Here is a 21,235-nt window from a genome sequence, read left to right as displayed (position 1 = left end):
GGGAATGCATATTGAAATGAAAAACATTTCAAAGGCGTTCAATGGAAATCCTGTTTTGAAGAATGCACAGTTTATGATTGAAACAGGAGAAGTCCATGCATTGATGGGGGAAAATGGAGCGGGTAAATCAACGCTCATGAAGATTTTAACAGGTGTATACAAAAAAGATGGTGGGACAATCACGATTGATGGGCAAGAGCGCACCTTTAAAAATGCGAAAGAAGCTGAAGAGTACGGCATCGCATTTATACATCAAGAACTAAACATATTGCCGAATTTAACAGTAGCTGAAAATATGTTTCTCGGCAAAGAGTTAATGTATGGGAAAACAGGTATTTTACGCACTCGACAAATGAACGCGATTGCGCAGCAGCAACTAGCGGAGTTAGGGTTGCATGTAAGAGGCGCTATGTTAGCAGAGGAATTATCGGTTGGACAACAGCAAATTATCGAAATTGCGAAAGCATTAATGACAAACGCGAGCGTTATTATTATGGATGAACCTACTGCGGCACTGACGGATCGTGAAATCGAAACGCTCTTTACAGTAATCAATAAGTTACGTAAAGAAGGTGTTTCATTCGTGTACATTTCGCATCGTATGGAAGAGATTTTCTCAATATGTGATGCTATTACGATTTTGCGTGATGGAGAATTCGTCGGAAAGAGATTAATTCCAGAAACATCATTTGATGAAGTAGTGAGTATGATGGTGGGGCGCAGCATTGGTGAACGTTACCCAGAGCGAAATAGTCAAATTGGTGATGTCATTTTTGAAATGCGTAACGGAACGAAGAAAGGGAAATTTGAAAATGTTTCGTTTCAAGTGAGGAAAGGTGAAATCCTTGGTGTAGCTGGTTTGATGGGGGCTGGTCGCACTGATATTATGAAAGCGATATTTGGTTATGAACCTTTAGACTCTGGACAAATTTTTATAAATGGACAAGAAGTAAAGATTGATAGTCCAATAGATGCAATTAGACAAAGAATTGCTTTCATTACAGAAGATAGAAAGTCTGAAGGATTAGTGTTAGATTTTTCAATTCGAGAAAATTTAGCTTTACCGAATTTAGAAAGTCTTTCAAAGGGAAGTGTTCTAAGCAACGAGCTAGAACAACAGTTTACGGCGGATATGATGAAACTTCTTAATGTGAAAGCATCTAGCGGAGAGCAGGCAGTGAAATCTCTTTCTGGTGGAAATCAGCAAAAGGTTGTAATCGCAAAATGGCTAGGCATTCATCCGCAGTTACTCATTTTAGATGAACCAACAAGGGGTGTTGATGTTGGAGCGAAAAAAGAAATTTACTCTATTATGAATAAGCTTACGGAGCAAGGAGATGCCGTTATTATGGTATCATCTGAGCTTCCAGAAGTTTTAGGGATGAGTGATCGTGTTCTTGTTATTCATGAAGGAAAAGTAGGCGGAATTTTAGGGAAAGATGAGGCATCACAAGAGTCTATTATGGCACTAGCTACAGGGGGAGAGTAAGGATGACTAAGAAGGGGAATGTATTACAACAACTCGGTTCTTTAATCGGTTTAGTATTAATTATCGTCGTAATTACAGCTTTAAATCCAGCGTTCATTGAAATTCCAAATTTATTTAATATACTGCGTCAAGTATCGATTAATGCGCTTATTGCATTCGGAATGACCTTCGTAATTTTAACAGGGGGTATTGACTTATCGGTAGGTTCTATTTTAGCATTATCAAGTGCACTTGTTGCTGGAATGATGGCAAGTGGCATGGATCCGTTCCTTGCAATGGCAGTTGGATTATTAGCAGGTCTTGTAATGGGAATTGTAAACGGTATCATCATTGCGAAAGGAAAAGTAGCTCCATTTATTGCAACTTTGGCAACAATGACTATTTTTCGTGGGTTGACGCTTGTTTATATGGACGGACGTCCGATCACTGGTCTTGGTGATCATTTAATGTTCCAAATGTTTGGCCGCGGTTATTTTCTTGGTATTCCGGTACCAGCTGTTACAATGATGATCGCTTTCGCAGTACTGTACTTCATTTTGAAGAAAACGACATTTGGTCGCCGTACATTTGCAATTGGTGGAAATGAAGAAGCAGCAGCACTATCAGGTATTAATGTTACGAGAATTAAAGTAATGATTTACGGTCTTTCCGGAATTTTGGCAGCGCTTGCAGGTATTGTCTTAACATCACGATTAGATTCTGCACAGCCGACTGCAGGTACTTCTTATGAATTAGATGCAATTGCAGCAGTTGTATTAGGTGGAACAAGTCTTTCTGGGGGAAGAGGATGGATTGTTGGTACATTCATCGGTGTACTTATTATCGGTGTATTAAATAACGGTTTAAATTTATTAGGTGTATCTTCTTTCTTCCAACAAGTTGTAAAAGGACTTGTAATCTTACTAGCTGTATTAATTGATCGCAGAAAAGAAGCGTAATGGAGGGACAGTTCATGAAGAAATGGTTACTTATACTCGTTGCATGTATTATGGTCATTACTGCTGGTTGTTCAATGGAACCGCCAGAATGGGCAAAGGATTCTAGCGATAAAGGTCGAAATAAAACTATTAAAGTTGGATTCTCTGTTTCAACTTTAAATAATCCCTTTTTTGTAACTTTGAAAAAGGGTGCAGAAAAGAAAGCGAAAGATAGTGGCATCGAATTAATTGCTGTTGATGCACAAAATGATGCAGCAAAGCAAACGAACGATGTTGAAGATTTAATTCAAAAGGGTGTCGATGTAGTTGTTATTAATCCGACCGATTCAGATGCTGTTGCTTCAGCAGTAAGTGCGGCAAATGCAGCAAATGTTCCTGTTATTACAGTAGACCGCGTTGCGAATTCAGGTAAGGTTGTTTCTCACATTGCTTCTAACAATATCGAAGGTGGTCAAATGGCTAGTGATTACATTCGTGAATTAGTTGGCGAAGGAGCAAACGTTGCTGAGTTAGAAGGAATCCCTGGATCTTCCGCTGCTCGTGAACGTGGGAAAGGATTCCATAACGTAGCCGATAAGTCTTTAAAAGTAGTTGCAAAACAAGCAGCTGATTTTGATAGAGCGAAAGGATTATCTGTTATGGAAAACATTTTGCAAGCAAATAGCAATATTAAAGCTGTATTTGCTCATAACGATGAGATGGCATTAGGTGCACTTGAAGCATTGAAGTCTGCTGGAAAAACAGATGTAGTCGTTGTTGGATTTGATGCAACAGACGATGCAGTGAAAGCGGTTAACGATGGGCGTATGGCTGCAACAGTTGCTCAAAAACCGGAATTAATCGGGGAGAAGGCGATGCAAACAGCAAAAGAGATAACACAAGGTAAAAAAGTGGACAAATCTATTCCGATTGAATTAGAGCTTATTAAGAAAAATAAATAAATATAAAATGAAAATTAGGAAGGAAGAACAACAAATGAAATTCTTTATTGATACAGCAAACGTTAACGAAATTAAAGAGGCAAATGAATTAGGTGTATTAGCTGGAGTAACGACAAATCCATCACTTGTAGCAAAAGAAGGCGTAGATTTCCACGAACGCATTCGTGAAATTTGCAACGTTGTAGAAGGACCTGTAAGTGCAGAAGTAATTAGCTTAGAAGCTGATAAGATGATTGAAGAAGGAAAAGAACTAGCGAAGATTGCTCCAAACGTTGTAGTAAAAGTCCCAATGACAACAGAAGGTTTAAAAGCAGTAAAAGCGTTCTCTGATTTAGGAATTCGTACAAACGTTACATTAGTGTTCTCAGCAGTTCAAGCATTACTTGCAGCTCGTGCTGGTGCAACATACGTTTCACCATTCTTAGGTCGCTTAGACGATATCGGTCATAACGGTATGGACTTAATTCGTCAAATCGCAGAAATCTTTGCAATTCATGGCATCGAAACAGAAATCATTGCAGCATCTGTACGTCACAGTGTTCACGTAACTGACGCAGCATTAAACGGTGCACATATTGCAACAATCCCAGCAAACGTAATTGCTTCATTAGTGAAGCACCCATTAACAGATCAAGGAATTGAGAAATTCTTAGCTGATTGGGAAAAAACACAAGAGAAATAATAGAAAAGCAAGAATCCTAGTTTAATTGACTAGGATTCTTTTTTTTATTTAAAAGAATTTTCATGCAATTTTGCATATTGTCTTTTAAATTTGTTATATAAGATATTTAATATATATCACATAACTCTTTATTTTTCATATTTCGACATAAAGTGAAACTTTAATCAGTGGGGGCTTTGTTCATCCCCCCACTGATTATTAATTGAACCAAGGGATAAAAAGATAGAGGGTCTGACCAGAAAACTGGAGGGCATGATTCTATAACAAAAAGCTTAATGTTTATAGAATTATGTCTTTTTATATAGGGAGGGTAGTAAACAGAGATTTTGACAAAAATGCACCAATTTATCTGAATTTTAAGTTTTATAAAAGGGGAGAAATGGAATGAGAAGAAAAGCACCATTTAAAGTGTTGTCATCATTAGCAATTGCGGCAATTATCGGATGTACATCTGTAATGAGTGCTCCGTTAGCATATGCAGAAACGGCAGCAAAAAAGAAAGATAATGTATCTACAACACCAATTGATTACAATTTAATTCAAGAAGATCGTTTAGCGGAAGCACTGAAAGAAAGAGGAACAATTAATCCATCATCTTCTAAAGAAGAGACGAAAAAAGCTGTTGAGCAATATATTGAAAAGAAACAAGGAGATCAGGCGAATAAAGAAATTCTTCCAGATGCTCACTCACAAGAAACGTCTGATTTCACAAAAAAAGTAAAAGAGAAAAAGATGGAAGAAAAGGAAAATGTAAAAAAGGCTGAAAAAAATGTTAGCCTTGAGCAAAAGCCAGAACCAAATAAAAATCAATTGAATGGGCAAGTTCCAACTTCAAAAGCAAAGCAAGCTCCATATAAGGGATCTGTTCGATCGGATAAAGTATTAGTGCTACTCGTTGAATTTAGTGATTATAAACATAATAATATTGATCAAACACCAGGTTATATGTATTCGAAAGACTTTAGTAGAGAACATTATCAAAAGATGTTGTTCGGTAATGAGCCTTATACTTTATTTGATGGTTCAAAAGTAAAAACGTTTAAACAATACTATGAAGAGCAGTCTGGTGGTAGTTATACGACAGATGGATATGTAACGGAGTGGCTAACTGTTCCAGGAAAAGCATCTGATTATGGAGCTGATGGTAGCAGTGGTCACGATAATAAAGGTCCGAAAGGTGCACGTGATTTAGTGAAAGAAGCTTTGCATGCAGCTGCTGAGAAAGGACTAGATTTATCCCAGTTTGATCAATTTGATAGATATGATACAAACGGGGACGGGAATCAAAATGAACCTGACGGTGTAATTGATCATTTAATGGTAATCCATGCTGGTGTTGGTCAAGAAGCTGGTGGCGGTAAATTAGGTGATGATGCGATCTGGTCACATCGTTCAAAATTAGCAGTAGATCCAGTAGCGATTGAAGGTACGAAATCAAAGGTAGATTACTTTGGTGGTAAAGTCGCAGCACATGATTACACAATTGAACCAGAAGATGGAGCTGTAGGTGTGTTTGCACATGAATTTGGACATGATCTTGGATTACCAGATGAATATGACACGAAATATACTGGAAATGGTTCACCAGTCGAAGCTTGGTCATTAATGAGTGGAGGTAGTTGGACAGGGAAAATCGCAGGAACAGAGCCGACTAGTTTTTCACCACAAAATAAAGACTTCTTACAAAAGAATATGGGTGGCAACTGGGCAAAAATATTAGAAGTAGATTACGATAAAATTAAGAGTGGTGTGGGAGTTCCTACATATATTGATCAAAGTGTTACGAAATCAAATCGTCCAGGCGTTGTACGTGTTAACTTACCAGGTAAAAGTGTTGAAACGATTAAACCGGAGTTTGGAAAGCATGCATATTATAGTACAAGAGGCGATGATATGCATACAACGTTAGAGACACCATTATTTGATTTAACAAAAGGAACAAATGCAAAATTCGATTATAAAGCAAATTATGAGTTAGAAGCAGAGTGCGATTTCGTCGAAGTACATGCAGTAACAGAAGATGGAACGAAGACGTTAATTGATAGACTTGGAGAAAAAGTAGTCCAAGGAGATAAAGATACAACAGATGGGAAATGGATTGATAAATCATATGATTTAAGTCAATTTAAAGGCAAAAAAGTGAAACTACAATTCGACTATATTACAGATCCGGCTGTAACATATAAAGGTTTTGCGATGGATAATGTAAATGTAACTGTTGATGGACAAGTTGTATTTTCTGATGATGCAGAAGGACAGTCTAAAATGAATTTAAATGGTTTTGTTGTTTCTGATGGGACAGAGAAGAAAGCTCATTACTACTACTTAGAATGGAGAAACTATGCAGGATCAGATAATGGATTAAAAGCAGGAAAAGGTCCAGTGTATAATACAGGTCTTGTCGTTTGGTATGCAGATGATAGCTTTAAAGATAACTGGGTTGGGATGCATCCAGGCGAAGGATTCCTTGGTGTTGTTGACTCTCATCCAGAAGCGCTAGTTGGTAATTTAAACGGGAAACCAGCATACGGTAATACGGGCATGCAAATTGCAGATGCTGCATTTTCATTTGATAAAACACCAGCATGGAGTGTAAATTCATTAACACGTGGTCAGTTTAACTATTCTGGATTACAAGGTGTTACAACTTTTGATGATTCAAAAGTATATAGTAACAAGCAAATTGCAGACGCAGGAAGAAAAGTTCCAAACCTTGGACTTAAATTCCAAGTTGTTGGACAGGCAGAAGATAAATCGGCAGGCGCTGTTTGGATTAAACGTTAATAACATAAAAGCACATTCTTCATATGAAGAATGTGCTTTTTAATTGTACAGTAAGTTATTATTTTAGCTTATGTAATACAAGTCTCTGTTCATATGTAGTGTATCAAATTATGTGGGGAAAGGAAATATTTCCGAGGAAATTGTCGAAGTATCGTCGGTATTTATACACCTTTTTTGTAAAAGAAGAAATGTAGTATTGCCTTTACAGTTTAATTTATTTACATTGTTACTTGGTTACACACAAAAGTAATATATTCGGCAGTAAAAGAGCGCTATTGGATAGTGTTCTTTTTGTAGATAGAAAGGAGTTGAGTTAAATGAAAGAAATAATTGAATGTCCACAGTGTGAAGGAGAGATTACTGCGCAACATATTATTGATCTCCCGCATCCTTTTTCATTCAGATGTCCACACTGCAAGGTGAGGTTAAAAGAAATGAGAATCACACCGTGCTTAATATTAGCAGCAATTTGTATCATTCCACTGTTTATTATAATTGGAGAGAGTATTAAGGAATTACTAGTAAAATATTTTTCTATTATAGATGATGTACCAACTGTACTTATTTTCTTCTTATTTTGTTATCCATTGTATTATTTCTATGAAAAATATAATGCTATATTGTTTATTAAATACGGCTTATTGAAAGTTAAAAGTTGAATTGAATAGGAGATTATCATAATGCTTTGGAAAATATATTTAGTTATTGTAGCAATGTTAGCTATTATTTCGTTAGTAAGGGGCATGTTTCAAACACCAATTCAAAAGTTTGACTTTGTAGTTTCTATTATTACGTGGATAGGGCTCTTTGGTTTTGTATTTGATGTACAAATATTAACCTCAATTGTTTGGAAATGTATCTTCTTGTTTAGCGTCATTTGGACTTTAACTGCAGTTTTTGTTTTTCGTTTATATGAAGAGCGAGATGAGCCATTACCTTTTATATTTAAATTAATTGGCATTATTCCAACGCTTCCATTATATTACGGATTATATCAATATGCATTTTAAAAAAGACAACGATGGATTATCCCATCATTGTCTTTTTTACTTTGCTTCTTACATAAATCATCCCAGCAAATGTTAATAAAAATGCTGTCCCGATAATGAAGCTGACGCTAGGTGATGCTGCGATTGCACCGACTGTAAAGGAGCCAGCAACAACTCCTAATGAGAAGAAGGCATAAAATAATCCGAATGCCTTTCCACGATTATCGTCTGTAGTATTTTCAACGAGTAAAGCGTTAATAGACGGGAAGAGGATTGCGAATCCAATTCCATAAATCATCATTACGATAAAGAGCATACCTTTTGTAGCAAATAATCCGAGTAAAGATAATGCGAATGCCATAACTGCAATTCCGATTAGCATTAGTTTCGAACGATTAAATCGATCGTAAATACGATTTGTTGGAAGCAAGAAGAAGAGGATAGCAGTTATACCAAATACACTTAACATCATGCCTGTTGTGGATGCTTTAAGCGCTAATGCCTCAACTTTTACTGGTAACATATAAGTGACAATTCCTTGTGAAAACATTAATGTGAAAGCACCAATATATGCTTGTAATAACGGTTCTGATTTTAAAAGTTCAACCATATCTTCTTTGTTCATCATTTGCGTTCTTGATGTATCTTTTCTTGATACGTTATTTGGTAAGAAGAATAGAGATACGATCGTACCAAGAGCCATTAAAATAGAAATAGTAATGAAGACCCATTCTACGCCAGCTGTTGCTTTCATAATACCGCTGAAAGCAGGTCCTACGATTGCCGCTGTTCCAACAGCAGCACCAGATAGAGCCATTGCTTTTCCTTGTTTTTTTGCAGTTGTTTGTTTTGATAAAAATGTAAAGGCAGCAGGAATTAAAAAGCCATCACTAAATCCATGCATAAAGCGAACAACTAATAGTTGTTCACCACTTTGAACAACGGTGTATAACAAGACTATGAAACTCGTAATTCCCATGCTTATATAAAGGATTTTTTTTGCACCAAATTTATCGACAGCTGCTCCAGCAATAATATTACCGATCATATTAGCGAATGAGTACATACCGACAACTAGCCCGATAATAAGAGGGGTTCCTCCAAGGCTTTGAGCGAAAGTACTCATAATAGGTAATTGTGAAAATGTATCTAAAAATGCCACGATAACGATAAAGTAAATAAAATATTTCAAGCGATATTCACCTCTCCTATGCTATTATGGCATAATGCTAATTTCACCTGCAATGAAATTGAATTAACAGATGTGGAAAAAAGTACAAAGTGACAAAATATTGAACGTTATTTGTAAAAAATTAGTAGAGATGCGATTGTTTTTTTGAAATATATGGATAGAAGTATTATAATAGAATTGTAAACTTCACCAGGTTAAGTATATACATAGAGAGGGATGTATAAAATGAAAGCACTACTTTGGCATAATCAACGTGATGTACGAGTAGAAGAAGTACCAGAACCAACAGTAAAACCAGGAACAGTGAAAATCAAAGTTAAATGGTGTGGTATTTGTGGGACAGACTTGCATGAATATTTAGCAGGGCCTATTTTTATTCCAACAGAAGAACATCCATTAACACATGTGAAAGCACCTGTTATTTTAGGTCATGAGTTTAGTGGTGAGGTAATAGAGATTGGTGAAGGAGTTACATCTCATAAAGTGGGAGACCGCGTTGTTGTAGAACCAATTTATTCTTGTGGTAAATGTGAAGCTTGTAAACATGGACATTACAATGTTTGTGAACAACTTGTTTTCCACGGTCTTGGCGGAGAAGGCGGCGGTTTCTCTGAATATACAGTAGTACCAGAAGATATGGTTCATCACATTCCAGATGAAATGACGTATGAACAAGGTGCGCTTGTAGAACCAGCAGCAGTAGCAGTTCATGCAGTACGTCAAAGTAAATTAAAAGAAGGGGAAGCTGTAGCAGTATTTGGTTGCGGTCCAATTGGACTTCTTGTTATCCAAGCAGCTAAAGCAGCAGGAGCGACTCCTGTTATTGCAGTTGAACTTTCTAAAGAACGTCAAGAGTTAGCGAAATTAGCAGGTGCGGATTATGTATTAAATCCAGCAACTCAAGATGTGTTAGCTGAAATTCGTAACTTAACAAATGGTTTAGGTGTAAATGTTAGCTTTGAAGTAACAGGTGTTGAAGTTGTACTACGACAAGCGATTGAAAGTACAAGCTTCGAAGGACAAACTGTAATTGTTAGTGTATGGGAAAAAGACGCAACAATTACTCCAAATAACTTAGTATTAAAAGAAAAAGAAGTTATTGGTATTTTAGGATACCGTCACATCTTCCCAGCTGTTATTAAATTAATTAGCTCTGGTCAAATTCAAGCAGAGAAATTAATTACGAAAAAAATTACAGTCGATCAAGTTGTTGAAGAAGGATTTGAAGCACTTGTAAAAGATAAAACACAAGTGAAAATTCTTGTTTCACCTAAATAAGATAGAATCGAATAGAGTAGCCCTTTTCTAGAAATAGAAGAGGGCTACTTTTTTTCTATACTGAAAGGTGATAGACTTTCCTTTGACTAAATGTATTTTTGTTTGGAAGGGAGAATCTAATGCTTTCATTTTTGTTAACTTTAAAGCGAATGTTAAGAGCCTGTTTACGAGCGTGGAAAGATAAAGAATTTCAAGTATTATTCGTATTAACAATTTTGACTTTAATATCGGGTACGATTTTTTATAGTACAGTTGAAGAATTACGTCCTATTGACGCTTTATATTTTAGTGTGGTCACGTTGACGACTGTCGGTGATGGGAATTTTAGTCCGCAAACTGATTTCGGAAAGATATTTACAATCTTATACATATTTATTGGGATTGGATTAGTGTTTGGATTTATTCATAAGTTAGCAGTTAATGTACAATTGCCAAGTATATTATCGAATAGAAAAAAAGAGTAAAGCGTTCAGATGCTTTACTCTTTTTTTACATTAGTTTAGACAAGCCTTAATAATAGTTTATTAAAATGAAAGTGTATTCATTCATTATATTCACTGTGTATAAAGTTATAATGATATGAACATTTGCATATTTTAATTTATTGATAGAAATTTCGTGAAAGGTGGGATATTCTAGTCATAGGTTAACCGGACGACATCATAGGATCCTAACAAAATGTTTACAATAATTCAATTATAAAATGGAGGATTTTATATGAAAAAGAAAGTACTTGCTTTAGCGGCAGCTATTACATTAGTTGCTCCATTACAAAGTGTTGCATTTGCTCATGAAAATGATGGGGGACAGAGATTTGGAGTTATTCCGCGCTGGTCTGCTGAAGATAAACATAAAGAAGGCGTGAATTCTCATTTATGGATTGTAAACCGTGCAATTGATATTATGTCTCGTAATACAACACTTGTAAAACAAGATCGAGTTGCACTATTAAATGAATGGCGTACGGAGTTAGAGAACGGTATTTATGCTGCTGACTATGAAAATCCTTATTATGATAATAGCACATTTGCTTCACATTTCTATGACCCTGACAATGGGAAAACTTATATTCCGTATGCAAAGCAGGCAAAGGAAACTGGAGCTAAGTATTTTAAATTAGCTGGTGAGTCTTACAAAAATAAAGATATGAAACAAGCATTCTTCTATTTAGGATTATCTCTTCATTATCTAGGGGATGTAAACCAACCGATGCATGCAGCAAACTTTACGAACCTTTCGTATCCACAAGGGTTCCATTCTAAATATGAAAACTTTGTAGATACGATAAAAGATAACTATAAAGTAACGGATGGAAATGGATATTGGAACTGGAAAGGTACGAATCCAGAAGATTGGATTCATGGAGCGGCAGTAGTTGCGAAACAAGATTACGCTGGCATTGTAAATGATAATACGAAAGATTGGTTCGTGAGAGCTGCTGTATCACAAGAATATGCAGATAAATGGCGCGCTGAAGTTACACCAATGACAGGTAAGCGTTTAATGGATGCACAACGTGTTACTGCTGGATATATTCAGCTTTGGTTTGATACGTACGGAAATCGTTAAGTATTTAAAAAAGGTCAAATCTCAGAATAGAGTATTTGGCCTTTTTATCACTATACAATACATGGAGGTATGAAACGTGAAAGGTAAATTGCTAAAAGGTGTACTTAGCTTAGGTGTTGGTCTAGGAGCTTTATATAGTGGAACGTCAGCTCAAGCAGAAGCGTCTACAAATCAAAACGATACATTAAAAGTGATGACGCATAATGTATATATGCTATCAACAAACTTATATCCGAACTGGGGACAAACTGAGCGTGCTGATTTAATCGGGGCGGCAGATTATATAAAGAATCAAGACGTAGTTATATTAAATGAAGTGTTTGATAATAGCGCATCAGATCGTTTATTAGGGAATTTGAAGAAAGAATATCCAAATCAAACGGCAGTATTAGGTCGTAGTAGTGGAAGTGAATGGGATAAAACGTTAGGAAACTATTCATCTTCAACTCCTGAAGATGGTGGCGTTGCGATTGTGAGCAAATGGCCAATCGCTGAAAAGATTCAATATGTATTTGCAAAAGGATGCGGGCCAGATAATTTATCGAATAAAGGATTTGTATACACGAAAATTAAGAAAAATGATCGCTTTGTTCATGTAATTGGTACGCATTTGCAAGCGGAAGATAGTATGTGCGGAAAAACTTCACCTGCATCTGTACGTACAGACCAATTAAAAGAAATTCAAGACTTTATTAAAAATAAAAATATACCAAATAATGAGTATGTGTTAATTGGTGGTGATATGAACGTAAATAAAATAAATGCAGAGAACAAGAATGACTCAGAGTATGCATCTATGTTTAAAACATTGAACGCTTCTGTACCATCTTATACTGGACATACAGCGACTTGGGACGCAACGACAAACAGTATTGCAAAATATAATTTCCCTGATAGTCCTGCTGAGTATTTAGATTATATTATTGCAAGTAAAGACCATGCGAACCCATCGTATATAGAGAATAAGGTGTTACAGCCGCAATCTCCACAATGGACTGTTACATCATGGTTCCAAAAATATACGTATAATGATTACTCTGATCATTATCCAGTAGAGGCGACTATTTCTATGAAGTAGTTTCAAAAAGTTTCTTCGTAAAGAAGAAACTTTTTTTATTTGCAAACAGGAAAATCACACTTTCTTTCCAATATGTATAAGACATATTGAGAAGAGGAGAGAAAAATGTGGATCGAGGAATTTTTAAAGAAGTTCCATTACCGTGTGCATTTTTGGATGAAGTGGCTTTAGATAGAAATATTCAATCGATTATAGAGTTAAGTGGAAATAAAAAGATTCGTATAGCGAGTAAATCGTTACGCTCTGTTCCGATTATGCAAAAGATACTAGCTGCAAATGATCGATTTCAAGGTATTATGTGCTTTTCACCTAGAGAGATTTTATTTTTAATAGAACAAGGATTTAATGATTTATTGCTTGGATATCCTGCTTACGATGAAAGAGCTCTGTATGAAATTAGTTTGTTAACAAAGAAAGGTTTCATTATAACTTGTATGGTGGATTGTGAAGAGCATATTGTGTATTTAGAAAACATTGCTGAGCAATCTAAAGGATGTTTTCGTGTTTGTTTGGATATTGATATGAGTAGTCGCTTCTTTCAATTTCATTTTGGTGTACAAAGGTCCCCAGTAAAAAATGTGCAGGATGCGTTGAAAGTAGTAGAAAAGGTGAGAAGGTCATCATATTTAATGTTAGATGGTGTAATGGGATATGAAGCTCAAATTGCCGGGGTGGGCGATTATATACCGAATCAATGGTTGAAAAGTAAAGTGATTTCGTATTTAAAGCAGAAATCAGTGCTAGAAGTTAAAGAAAGAAGAGAACATATTGTAAAAGCAATACAAAACATTGGTATTGAGCTAAGGTTTGTAAATGGAGGCGGAACAGGAAGCATAAAAACAACCGAGAAAGATAATTCAGTTTCAGAGATTACAATAGGTTCTGCTTTTTATTCTCCGAAGCTGTTTGATTATTATAAAGAGGTGAAATTTCATCCAGCGGTCGGATTTGCCTTACCAGTTGTGCGTAAACCAGTCCCGTTTATTTACACTTGCCTAGGTGGTGGATATATTGCTTCAGGAGCAGTTGGAAAAGATAAAGAGCCTGAAGTTTGGAGACCGAAGGGTGCAAAATTATTAGCTTTAGAAGGTGCTGGCGAGGTACAAACGCCAATTTTTTATAACGGCGAGGAACGAGTGGATATAGGAGAGACCATTTTGTTTCGTCATAGTAAGGCTGGTGAATTATGTGAACGCTTTCCTTTTTTATATCGTGTTAAAAAAGGAGAGATTGTCGGGGAGTATTCAACATATCGGGGGGATGGCCAATGCTTTCTATAAAGGGACAAAAGTGGAGAAATTGGACAGGGAATGTAGAAGGAACGCCGCATTATACGATGTATCCAGAAAGTATACAAGATGTAGTAGAAGTTGTGGGGCTTGCGCGAAAAAAGGGAAAGAAAATTCGTGTTGTCGGTTCAGGACACTCGTTTACCCCCCTTGTGCAAACGGAAGAAGTTTTAGTTTCTTTAGATGAATTGAAGGGTATTGTGAATATTGATGCAGAGAAGATGGTTGCTGAAGTATGGGCAGGAACAAAGTTATATGATTTAGGGAAGTTACTTGAGGAAAAAGGTTATGCGCAAGAAAATTTAGGGGATATTGATTCGCAATCTATTGCAGGAGCGATTAGTACGGGGACTCATGGAACGGGTATTACCTTTGGGAGTTTATCAACACAAGTTATAGAGATTACGGCAGTTCTATCTAATGGTGAGAGTATAGTTTGTTCGGAAGCTGAGAACGTAGAATATTGGAGAGCGTTTCAGTTGTCACTTGGAATGTTAGGTATCATTGTAAAGATAAAATTGAAGGTTATTCCAGCGTATTCACTCGTTTATGAAAGTGAAAAACAGTCATTATCCACTGTAATGAACAAACTAGAAGAATATAAGAAGCATCGTCATTTTGAATTTTTCGTTTTTCCTTATTCTGATGAAGTACAAGTGAAACTTACGAACGAAACAACGAATAAAGGCAGTGATTTGAAATGGCATAAACTAAAGGTGGAGTTACTTGAAAATAGGATGTTCTCTTTACTATCTAAAGGATGTAAATGGTTTCCTTCTATAAGTAAAGGCGTGAGTCGGTTATCAGCTAAAGCTGTACCAAACACAAAAATAATTGGCCCGAGCTATGAAGTATTTGCTACATCACGTACGGTGCCATTTTATGAAATGGAGTATAGCATTCCTTCAAAGTATATGAGGACGGTTGTAGAAGAAATCTCAAATCTTATTGAAAAGAAAAAGTATAAGGTGCACTTCCCAATCGAATGCCGCTATGTGAAAGGGGATGATATATGGCTTAGTCCGGCCTATGGAAGAGATTCAGCATATATCGCTGTTCATATGTATAAAGGTATGAAATATGCTGCTTACTTTGGCGAAGTGGAAAAGATTTTTCTGAAGTATGAAGGGCGTCCACATTGGGGGAAAATGCATACATTATCGTATGAACAATTACAATATATATATCCAGAGTTTCATTCGTTTTTACAGGTGAGGAAATCTCTAGATGAACTTGGAATGTTTTTTAATCCTTATGCGGAGAAGTTATTTATCCCGCTATTTGTCAGGCAGTAAGACCCCTACCTCAAAATTCAGTGGAAGCAAAGAAGTTAGGTGAGGGCTAATTAAAGTTTCACATTATGTATATGAAAAAGGTGACAAATAATTATTTGTCACCTTTTTTTAGTGTAATTGCATTTCTTGTATGACTAATATGTTCATAAAATAGTAGTTTATCACGGCTAAATACATGCAGTAAAACATGAATAATAAATAGGCCGTTAATGATGAATAGGAATAATAATGTAACGAGTAATACTAAAGGCTCTGTGTGATTTAAAATAGAGCTACTAGAAAGAATATAATTGATTCCACCTAATGCAAAATAAAATATACCGTAGCGAATAAATAGTTCTTTTAATGTAATACGATTTGATTTTCCTTTCACGTGAATGCGAAGCAATGCTTTCCCAATTGTTTTTCCGTTAGTAAAGTATGGAATAATAATAAAGTAAATAAGGATTGAACACGTAATGAAAATGAGTTCATACATATTGGTGTAAGATTGCATATTAGAAACGAAGAAAGAATTTCCTTTGTTTTTAACGACAGGTACGACGATAGATAAGAAAATCCAATCAATTTGCATCGCGATAAGGCGACGAATGAATCCGACTGGTTTCGTTTCCAAATCAATATGACTATCTAACTCGTTTGTCTTCGGAAGGAAGTACGTAAATATTGGTGCAATGATAAAACCAATTACGCCACCTAATGTATTTAAAAACAAATCATCGATATCAAATAATCGGTATGCACAATTGTATATACCGTATAATCCAGTCACTTGTGTTAGCTCGAAAAATAGTGAAAGGAAAAAGGAAATGCAAATTGTTTGTAAGAAACTACGTCGGAAATAATAACGTAAGTAAATACCGAATGGAACAGTTAATAGAACGTTAAAGGCAACTTGTAAAAACGCAGACTCTTTTAATAAGTAGAAATAAGTAGCTGGTTTCGTTAAAACTGCCGATGTATGACTACTAATCTCTTGTATGAAATAAAATGGTGCGAGTTGCATGTGTTGTGTATTAGCCGGTTGTAGGCTACAAGTATCAAACGTTTGTGGCAACGGCAAAATAACAAGAAAATAGGCATTTAATAAGTAAAGTAATAATGAGTATAAAATAAATGAGCGCCATTTATTTAAATAACCGTATTTTCGATAATTAAATATTAAAAAAGGGATTAAAAGAAACATTGCTAAAAAAGGAAATAAAATAAATGCTGTTTTCACTGGAAATAAATATGCAGTCAAAGTAAAACTCCTTTCAATAAAAATTCGTTTATCATTATAGCGCTAAAAATATTTAAATACAAAGTTAAAATATTTCGAAATAGAAATAATTACTAATTTTACAGGAATTAAGTTATAATAAATCTAATATAAGGATATCATGATTATATAAGTTAAGAGAGGGTACAAGAGATGCGATATGAACTTTTTTCTGTAAGTGGGGATCATATTACGACTTTTGAAAGTGCATGGCGTTTTCAGGAGGGAGAACAGATTTTTGTTCATGATGATCAAACAAAACGAAACTTTATTATTATTCGGCTGACGCATGATGTATTTCAACAAAATAAACATGTTATTCGTTTGTATTGTCAAGAGAAGAAAGTGTATGCATAAGAGAAGCCCTCTTACAGTATGAAAAGTAAGAGGTCCTTATCTCGTTATTTGTGAACAGCCCAATTGATGAGGGCTGATTAAAGTTTCACTTTATCATTTTGGCCCTCGTAAGGAATAAAAAGAGAAGGATTAATGCACATAGGTAGCATTTGATTTGGAAGAAAGGATATAGCCTTGTATTTTGTGCTTCAAAGTTTCATTGCCTTCTTTTTGAGAAAGCCATGTATGGTAATCTTGTTGTGTTTTCCATAACATACGAATCATATACTCTGCCTTATCATTTGTACGATGAACAGGTGAAAACTCTATGTTAATACAACCGTTCGTTCCGGGAGAAGGATAATATTGTCTAAGCCCATAAAGTAGCTCATTTTCATATTCGTACTTAATGTGAATGAGTTTAGTAACTATAAACATATAAACACCTCTTTTACGATAATAGTAGGAAAGATAGAATTACTGTAATAGTGAACTTGATAAATATTATACTATTCTGAAAATTATAAGTAAATAATAGGTTTTAACTTAATAAAGGTATAAAAAAGCGAGTCATTCTATTACACTAGATGACTCGCTTTTAATTTGTAAGTTTTACTTTATAAGAAAATAAGAGTAAGTACACCTACGATAATACAATAGAAAGAGAAATATTTTAAATTTCCTTTTGCCATAATGTTCATAAACCATTTTAGTGAAATATACGTCATGATAAATGTTGCGATGAATGCAACGACATATGGTACGAATAATGTGTCTAGATTTGGATCATTTGCAATGTCTGTAATGCTTAACAATAAGCCACCTAAGCTAACAGGAATGTATAGTAAGAATGAGAAGCGAAGAGCTGTTTCTTGCTTCATACCAAGTAACATTGCTGCTACGATTGTGGCACCAGATCGGCTTATTCCGGGAATCAGTGCGCAAGCTTGTGCTAATCCGACGATGATTGCATCTTTCATAGAAAGGTCGCCATCATTTTTACGACCGCGTAAATTTCTAATAATCCAAAGGCCGACAGCAGTAATAAGAAGGGAAATCCCAACCATCTTCACACCTTTTAAGTACTGATCGATGTAATCTTTAAATAAAACACCAATAACACCTGCTGGAATGGTTGCAATAACAAGATAAATAATAAAGAAGAAATCTGATTTTGCGTCTTCTGCTCTTGTAAATATATAAGAGAGACCATTCTTCGTTAGACGAATTAAATCATTTCTATAAATAAGTAATACAGCTAATAATGAAGCTGAATTAACAAGTAGTTCGAAGCTAAACCCTTCTATTTTTAGTCCTAGCAAATGTTGTGCTAAAACGAGATGACCACTTGAAGAAATCGGAATTGGTTCTGTTAATCCTTGGAACAGACCGAGAATTAAATATTTTAAAACGTAGTAAAATTGTTCCATAATAACCTCCTTGTTTATTAGTTGAAAGAAACAACTTTTCCATTATAACAAAGATATGGATGAATATTGAAAAGAAATAAATATTCTAAATAAAATAAAAATCCCTTATAGCAGTATAAGGGATTCTTAATTTTAATTAAGAAGTCACTGTTCCTTGAAGACTTTTAGACAATTGAACATCGACTTTTTCAGCATCATGAATATGATTCATAATAGTAGTATTTAATTTTTGGAACATTTGTTGTGTGTTAGCAAATTCTCGTAATATGTCATCATTACAAGACTTTTGGTTTTCGATAGCCTTAATAACATTTGTAGCACCATTTTGTAACGTTTGAATCATAACTAAAATATTTTCAATTCTAGCATTTGTATCGGCGCTCATTTCTACACCTTCATCGACTAAATGTAAATTATCTTTTGTGTTATCATATGCTTTTTCAATTTCTTCTTGAATTTTTTTCGTTAAGTTGCCGATGTTTTTTGTACTTTCTGCTGTACTTTCCGCTAGTTTTCTTACTTCATTGGCAACGACAGCGAATCCTTTACCGTGCTCTCCAGCACGCGCGGCTTCAATACTCGCATTTAATGCAAGTAAATTTGTTTGTGCTGCAATGTTTTGAATGACTTCTACAATTTGCTCGATTTCCTTTGAGCGTTCGCTTAGATGATTCATACTATTAGACGTGCGTTGAGATTGTTCACCTAATTTATTAATTACAATAAGTAAGCGGTGAACGGATTCTTTTCCTTCATTAGAGCAGTCAATAATTTCTGCAATAGACTGAATTAAGCTTTGTTCCTTTTGTAACATTTCATTATTTAACTCATTGGAATGTGTCGTACGTGTTGAAACATTTTCGAAACATGAACTTAACTGTTGAACTAAATTTTGAAGTGTATTATGTTGGTTATTTACAAGTTGATGCTCTTGTACAACGCTTTGTACACGATCGTGGATAGTAGAAATAGTCTCTTGCTTTTCCATATCTTTTTGTTTTAATTCTGCTTCTAATTCTTGTATACGCTCTTCTAATTGAGCAATTGTATGTTGGAGTGATTTTTTTTGAGTAAACATGTATTTATTTCAACCGCCTTCGAAAGTTATATTTTCTCTATATTTGGATTTTAGCATCTTTTGTATTTTTTAAATATAGGAATTGTTAAATATTTAAGAATCTATTACATTTTATTCATAATTCTCTTTTTTTCGTCACGAAAAATAAACTGTATTTAATCGTTTTGTAAACAAACTGTAAAATAAATCATGTATAACTGTATAAGAAGGGAGTCGGATTATGAACTATTTTAAGCGAATCAGCTGTCTAGTATTAGCAGGAATTATCGGTCTTTCTAGTACAGTCGCTGTTAAAGCAGAGTCAAACGACGAGAAACTTAACAACATGCAACAGCAATTGCAACAAAACGATGCAGAAATGCAAAAGAAAGAGCAAGAGAAGCAAGCTGTTAGTAAAGAAATTAAAGGTATCGAAAACGAACTACATAATTTAAATAATACAATTGCAAAAAATAAAGAGGATCAAGCTGCTATTCAACGTAAAATTGATGAAACACATAAGCAGATTGAACAAAAAAAGGAAGAAATTATCGTTTTAGAGGATAAAGTCCTTGCTCGTAAAGATATTATGAGAAAACGTATGGTTTCTGTTCAGAACAGTTCAAATACAAGTTTAGTAGTAGAAGTTGTAGTAGAGTCAAAAAACTTTGCAGACTTCTTACAACGTATGAACGCAGTTTCTACTATTCTAGAAGCTGATAAAGAAATTTTACGTCTACAAGAACAAGATCTTCGTCAAATTGAAGAAGATAAGAAAACAATTGACGAAAAAGAAGCATCTTTAGTAGTAGACAAACAAAAATTAGCAAAAGCGCAAGCTGAACTGCAAGATAACCTGAAAAAACGTCAAGATAACTTGCAAACAGTTCAAGCTAAATATAATGAAGTTGCAAGCCAACTTAATTTAGCAGCGGAAGAGAAAGCTAAAATTGAATCAAATATGAAGGCAGTACAAGAAACAATTGCTCGTGAACAAGAAGCAGCAAGAATCGCAGCGGAAGAGCGTGCAAAAGCAGAAGCGGCTGCAAAAGCAGAGCAAGAAGCTTTAGCGAAAGCACAAGCAGAAATTGCTGAAAAGCAAAAACAAGAAAAAGCTAATAAACCAGCTGAACCAGTTGCTAATAATAATTCGAAGGTAGAACCTACCAAACCTGCACAACCTGAACCACCTTCTAAGCCAACTGCTGGTGGGAAAGAAATTTATGTAGAAGCTACAGCTTATACAGCTGATCCAGCGGAAAATGGTTATGCACCAGGTCAACAAGTATTTTCTGCATGGGGACACTATAACTTAACTGCAAACCCAGGAATGAAATTAATTGCTGTAGATCCAAATGTTATTCCATTAGGTAAGACTGTAAATGTTGAAGGTTATGGAGTAGCAATTGCAGCCGATACTGGTGGAGCTATTAAGGGGCATAGAATTGATGTTTTAATGCCAGATAAAGGTTCATCAAGTAGTTGGGGCAGAAGAACAGTTAAAGTTACAATTTTAAACTAACACGTAATCCAACTTTACAATACGTAGAGTTGGATTTTTTTATAATAATAATGTTAAGTTGAGTTTACATTTTGTTAAGGATAGCATACAATAATGGTGAGAGGT

The 21,235-nt window shown here is 35.1% G+C and carries 19 protein-coding genes and 1 pseudogene; 15 read left to right on the top strand and 5 right to left on the bottom strand.

From position 1 onward, the window contains the following. Nucleotides 1–4: 4 nt before the first annotated feature. From rbsA to AC22L0_RS25555, 7 genes are all read left to right on the top strand, one after another. On the top strand, nucleotides 5–1,489 hold the full coding sequence (rbsA, locus tag AC22L0_RS25585) for a ribose ABC transporter ATP-binding protein RbsA (protein WP_002100767.1): 1,485 nt from the start codon (nucleotides 5–7) through the stop codon (nucleotides 1,487–1,489). Nucleotides 1,490–1,491: 2 nt separating this feature from the next. Continuing rightward, nucleotides 1,492–2,427, top strand: a complete 936-nt coding sequence (locus AC22L0_RS25580) for an ABC transporter permease subunit (RefSeq protein ID WP_000162129.1) — start codon at nucleotides 1,492–1,494, stop codon at nucleotides 2,425–2,427. 14 nt (nucleotides 2,428–2,441) lie between these two features. Next, nucleotides 2,442–3,368 carry a ribose ABC transporter substrate-binding protein RbsB gene (gene rbsB / locus AC22L0_RS25575; protein WP_000758980.1) on the top strand — a complete coding sequence of 309 codons (927 nt, stop codon included), beginning with the start codon at nucleotides 2,442–2,444 and terminating at the stop codon, nucleotides 3,366–3,368. A 34-nt stretch (nucleotides 3,369–3,402) separates the two neighbouring features. Further along, nucleotides 3,403–4,050 (top strand): fructose-6-phosphate aldolase, encoded by a 648-nt coding sequence (fsa, locus tag AC22L0_RS25570; protein ID WP_000667698.1) that lies wholly within the window; start codon nucleotides 3,403–3,405, stop codon nucleotides 4,048–4,050. A 384-nt stretch (nucleotides 4,051–4,434) separates the two neighbouring features. Continuing rightward, nucleotides 4,435–6,834 (top strand): M6 family metalloprotease immune inhibitor InhA2, encoded by a 2,400-nt coding sequence (gene inhA2, locus AC22L0_RS25565; RefSeq protein ID WP_001252963.1) that lies wholly within the window; start codon nucleotides 4,435–4,437, stop codon nucleotides 6,832–6,834. A gap of 317 nt (nucleotides 6,835–7,151) precedes the next feature. Then, nucleotides 7,152–7,493 (top strand): hypothetical protein, encoded by a 342-nt coding sequence (locus AC22L0_RS25560; RefSeq protein ID WP_000658667.1) that lies wholly within the window; start codon nucleotides 7,152–7,154, stop codon nucleotides 7,491–7,493. A gap of 21 nt (nucleotides 7,494–7,514) precedes the next feature. After that, a complete protein-coding gene (locus AC22L0_RS25555) occupies nucleotides 7,515–7,844 on the top strand; it encodes a hypothetical protein (RefSeq protein ID WP_000964469.1) in 330 nt (109 codons plus the stop codon). A 16-nt stretch (nucleotides 7,845–7,860) separates the two neighbouring features. Here the strand turns inward: AC22L0_RS25555 and AC22L0_RS25550 are convergent, their stop codons facing one another. After that, on the bottom strand, nucleotides 7,861–9,015 hold the full coding sequence (locus tag AC22L0_RS25550; protein WP_087964854.1) for an MFS transporter: 1,155 nt from the start codon (nucleotides 9,013–9,015) through the stop codon (nucleotides 7,861–7,863). A 225-nt stretch (nucleotides 9,016–9,240) separates the two neighbouring features. On the opposite strand from AC22L0_RS25550, the gene bdhA reads away from it, so the two are divergent. The 6 genes from bdhA (at nucleotide 9,241) to AC22L0_RS25520 (ending at nucleotide 15,524) form a co-directional block, all read left to right on the top strand. Next, nucleotides 9,241–10,293, top strand: a complete 1,053-nt coding sequence (bdhA, locus tag AC22L0_RS25545) for a (R,R)-butanediol dehydrogenase (protein WP_000645827.1) — start codon at nucleotides 9,241–9,243, stop codon at nucleotides 10,291–10,293. Between the two features lie 119 nt (nucleotides 10,294–10,412). Next, a complete protein-coding gene (locus AC22L0_RS25540; RefSeq protein ID WP_000948209.1) occupies nucleotides 10,413–10,757 on the top strand; it encodes a potassium channel family protein in 345 nt (114 codons plus the stop codon). Nucleotides 10,758–11,010: 253 nt separating this feature from the next. Then, nucleotides 11,011–11,862 (top strand): phospholipase CerA, encoded by an 852-nt coding sequence (cerA, locus tag AC22L0_RS25535; RefSeq protein WP_000730997.1) that lies wholly within the window; start codon nucleotides 11,011–11,013, stop codon nucleotides 11,860–11,862. Nucleotides 11,863–11,938: 76 nt separating this feature from the next. After that, nucleotides 11,939–12,940, top strand: coding sequence for a sphingomyelinase C (gene sph / locus AC22L0_RS25530; RefSeq protein ID WP_000676797.1), 1,002 nt, complete (start codon nucleotides 11,939–11,941; stop codon nucleotides 12,938–12,940). A 107-nt stretch (nucleotides 12,941–13,047) separates the two neighbouring features. Continuing rightward, nucleotides 13,048–14,220: an amino acid deaminase/aldolase gene (locus AC22L0_RS25525; protein ID WP_000373747.1), complete on the top strand. Its 1,173-nt coding sequence runs from the start codon at nucleotides 13,048–13,050 to the stop codon at nucleotides 14,218–14,220. Further along, on the top strand, nucleotides 14,208–15,524 hold the full coding sequence (locus tag AC22L0_RS25520; protein ID WP_000948950.1) for a D-arabinono-1,4-lactone oxidase: 1,317 nt from the start codon (nucleotides 14,208–14,210) through the stop codon (nucleotides 15,522–15,524). The genes AC22L0_RS25525 and AC22L0_RS25520 overlap by 13 nt, the downstream gene beginning before the upstream one ends. Nucleotides 15,525–15,615: 91 nt before the next feature. On the opposite strand, the gene AC22L0_RS25515 is transcribed toward AC22L0_RS25520, so the two are convergent. After that, nucleotides 15,616–16,767, bottom strand: a complete 1,152-nt coding sequence (locus tag AC22L0_RS25515; RefSeq protein ID WP_000128014.1) for a VanZ family protein — start codon at nucleotides 16,765–16,767, stop codon at nucleotides 15,616–15,618. 171 nt (nucleotides 16,768–16,938) lie between these two features. On the opposite strand from AC22L0_RS25515, the gene AC22L0_RS25510 reads away from it, so the two are divergent. Beyond that, entirely contained in the window at nucleotides 16,939–17,142 is a 204-nt protein-coding gene (locus tag AC22L0_RS25510; protein ID WP_001268332.1) for a hypothetical protein, read from the top strand. A gap of 129 nt (nucleotides 17,143–17,271) precedes the next feature. Here the strand turns inward: AC22L0_RS25510 and AC22L0_RS25505 are convergent, their stop codons facing one another. From AC22L0_RS25505 to AC22L0_RS25495, 3 genes and pseudogenes are all read right to left on the bottom strand, one after another. Next, nucleotides 17,272–17,559 carry a hypothetical protein gene (locus AC22L0_RS25505; protein ID WP_025966743.1) on the bottom strand — a complete coding sequence of 96 codons (288 nt, stop codon included), beginning with the start codon at nucleotides 17,557–17,559 and terminating at the stop codon, nucleotides 17,272–17,274. A 179-nt stretch (nucleotides 17,560–17,738) separates the two neighbouring features. Then, nucleotides 17,739–18,551, bottom strand: a complete 813-nt coding sequence (locus tag AC22L0_RS25500; RefSeq protein ID WP_000434794.1) for an undecaprenyl-diphosphate phosphatase — start codon at nucleotides 18,549–18,551, stop codon at nucleotides 17,739–17,741. Nucleotides 18,552–18,687: 136 nt separating this feature from the next. Beyond that, nucleotides 18,688–19,218, bottom strand: a pseudogene (locus tag AC22L0_RS25495) (methyl-accepting chemotaxis protein); the annotation flags it as partial. A 631-nt stretch (nucleotides 19,219–19,849) separates the two neighbouring features. Here AC22L0_RS25495 and AC22L0_RS25490 point away from each other — a divergent pair. After that, nucleotides 19,850–21,130, top strand: coding sequence for a 3D domain-containing protein (locus AC22L0_RS25490; RefSeq protein WP_001105775.1), 1,281 nt, complete (start codon nucleotides 19,850–19,852; stop codon nucleotides 21,128–21,130). The last annotated feature ends 105 nt before the right edge of the window (nucleotides 21,131–21,235 follow it).

The organism is Bacillus sp. LQ01 (assembly GCF_057624735.1).
This window is presented reverse-complemented; position numbering and strand designations above follow the sequence as displayed.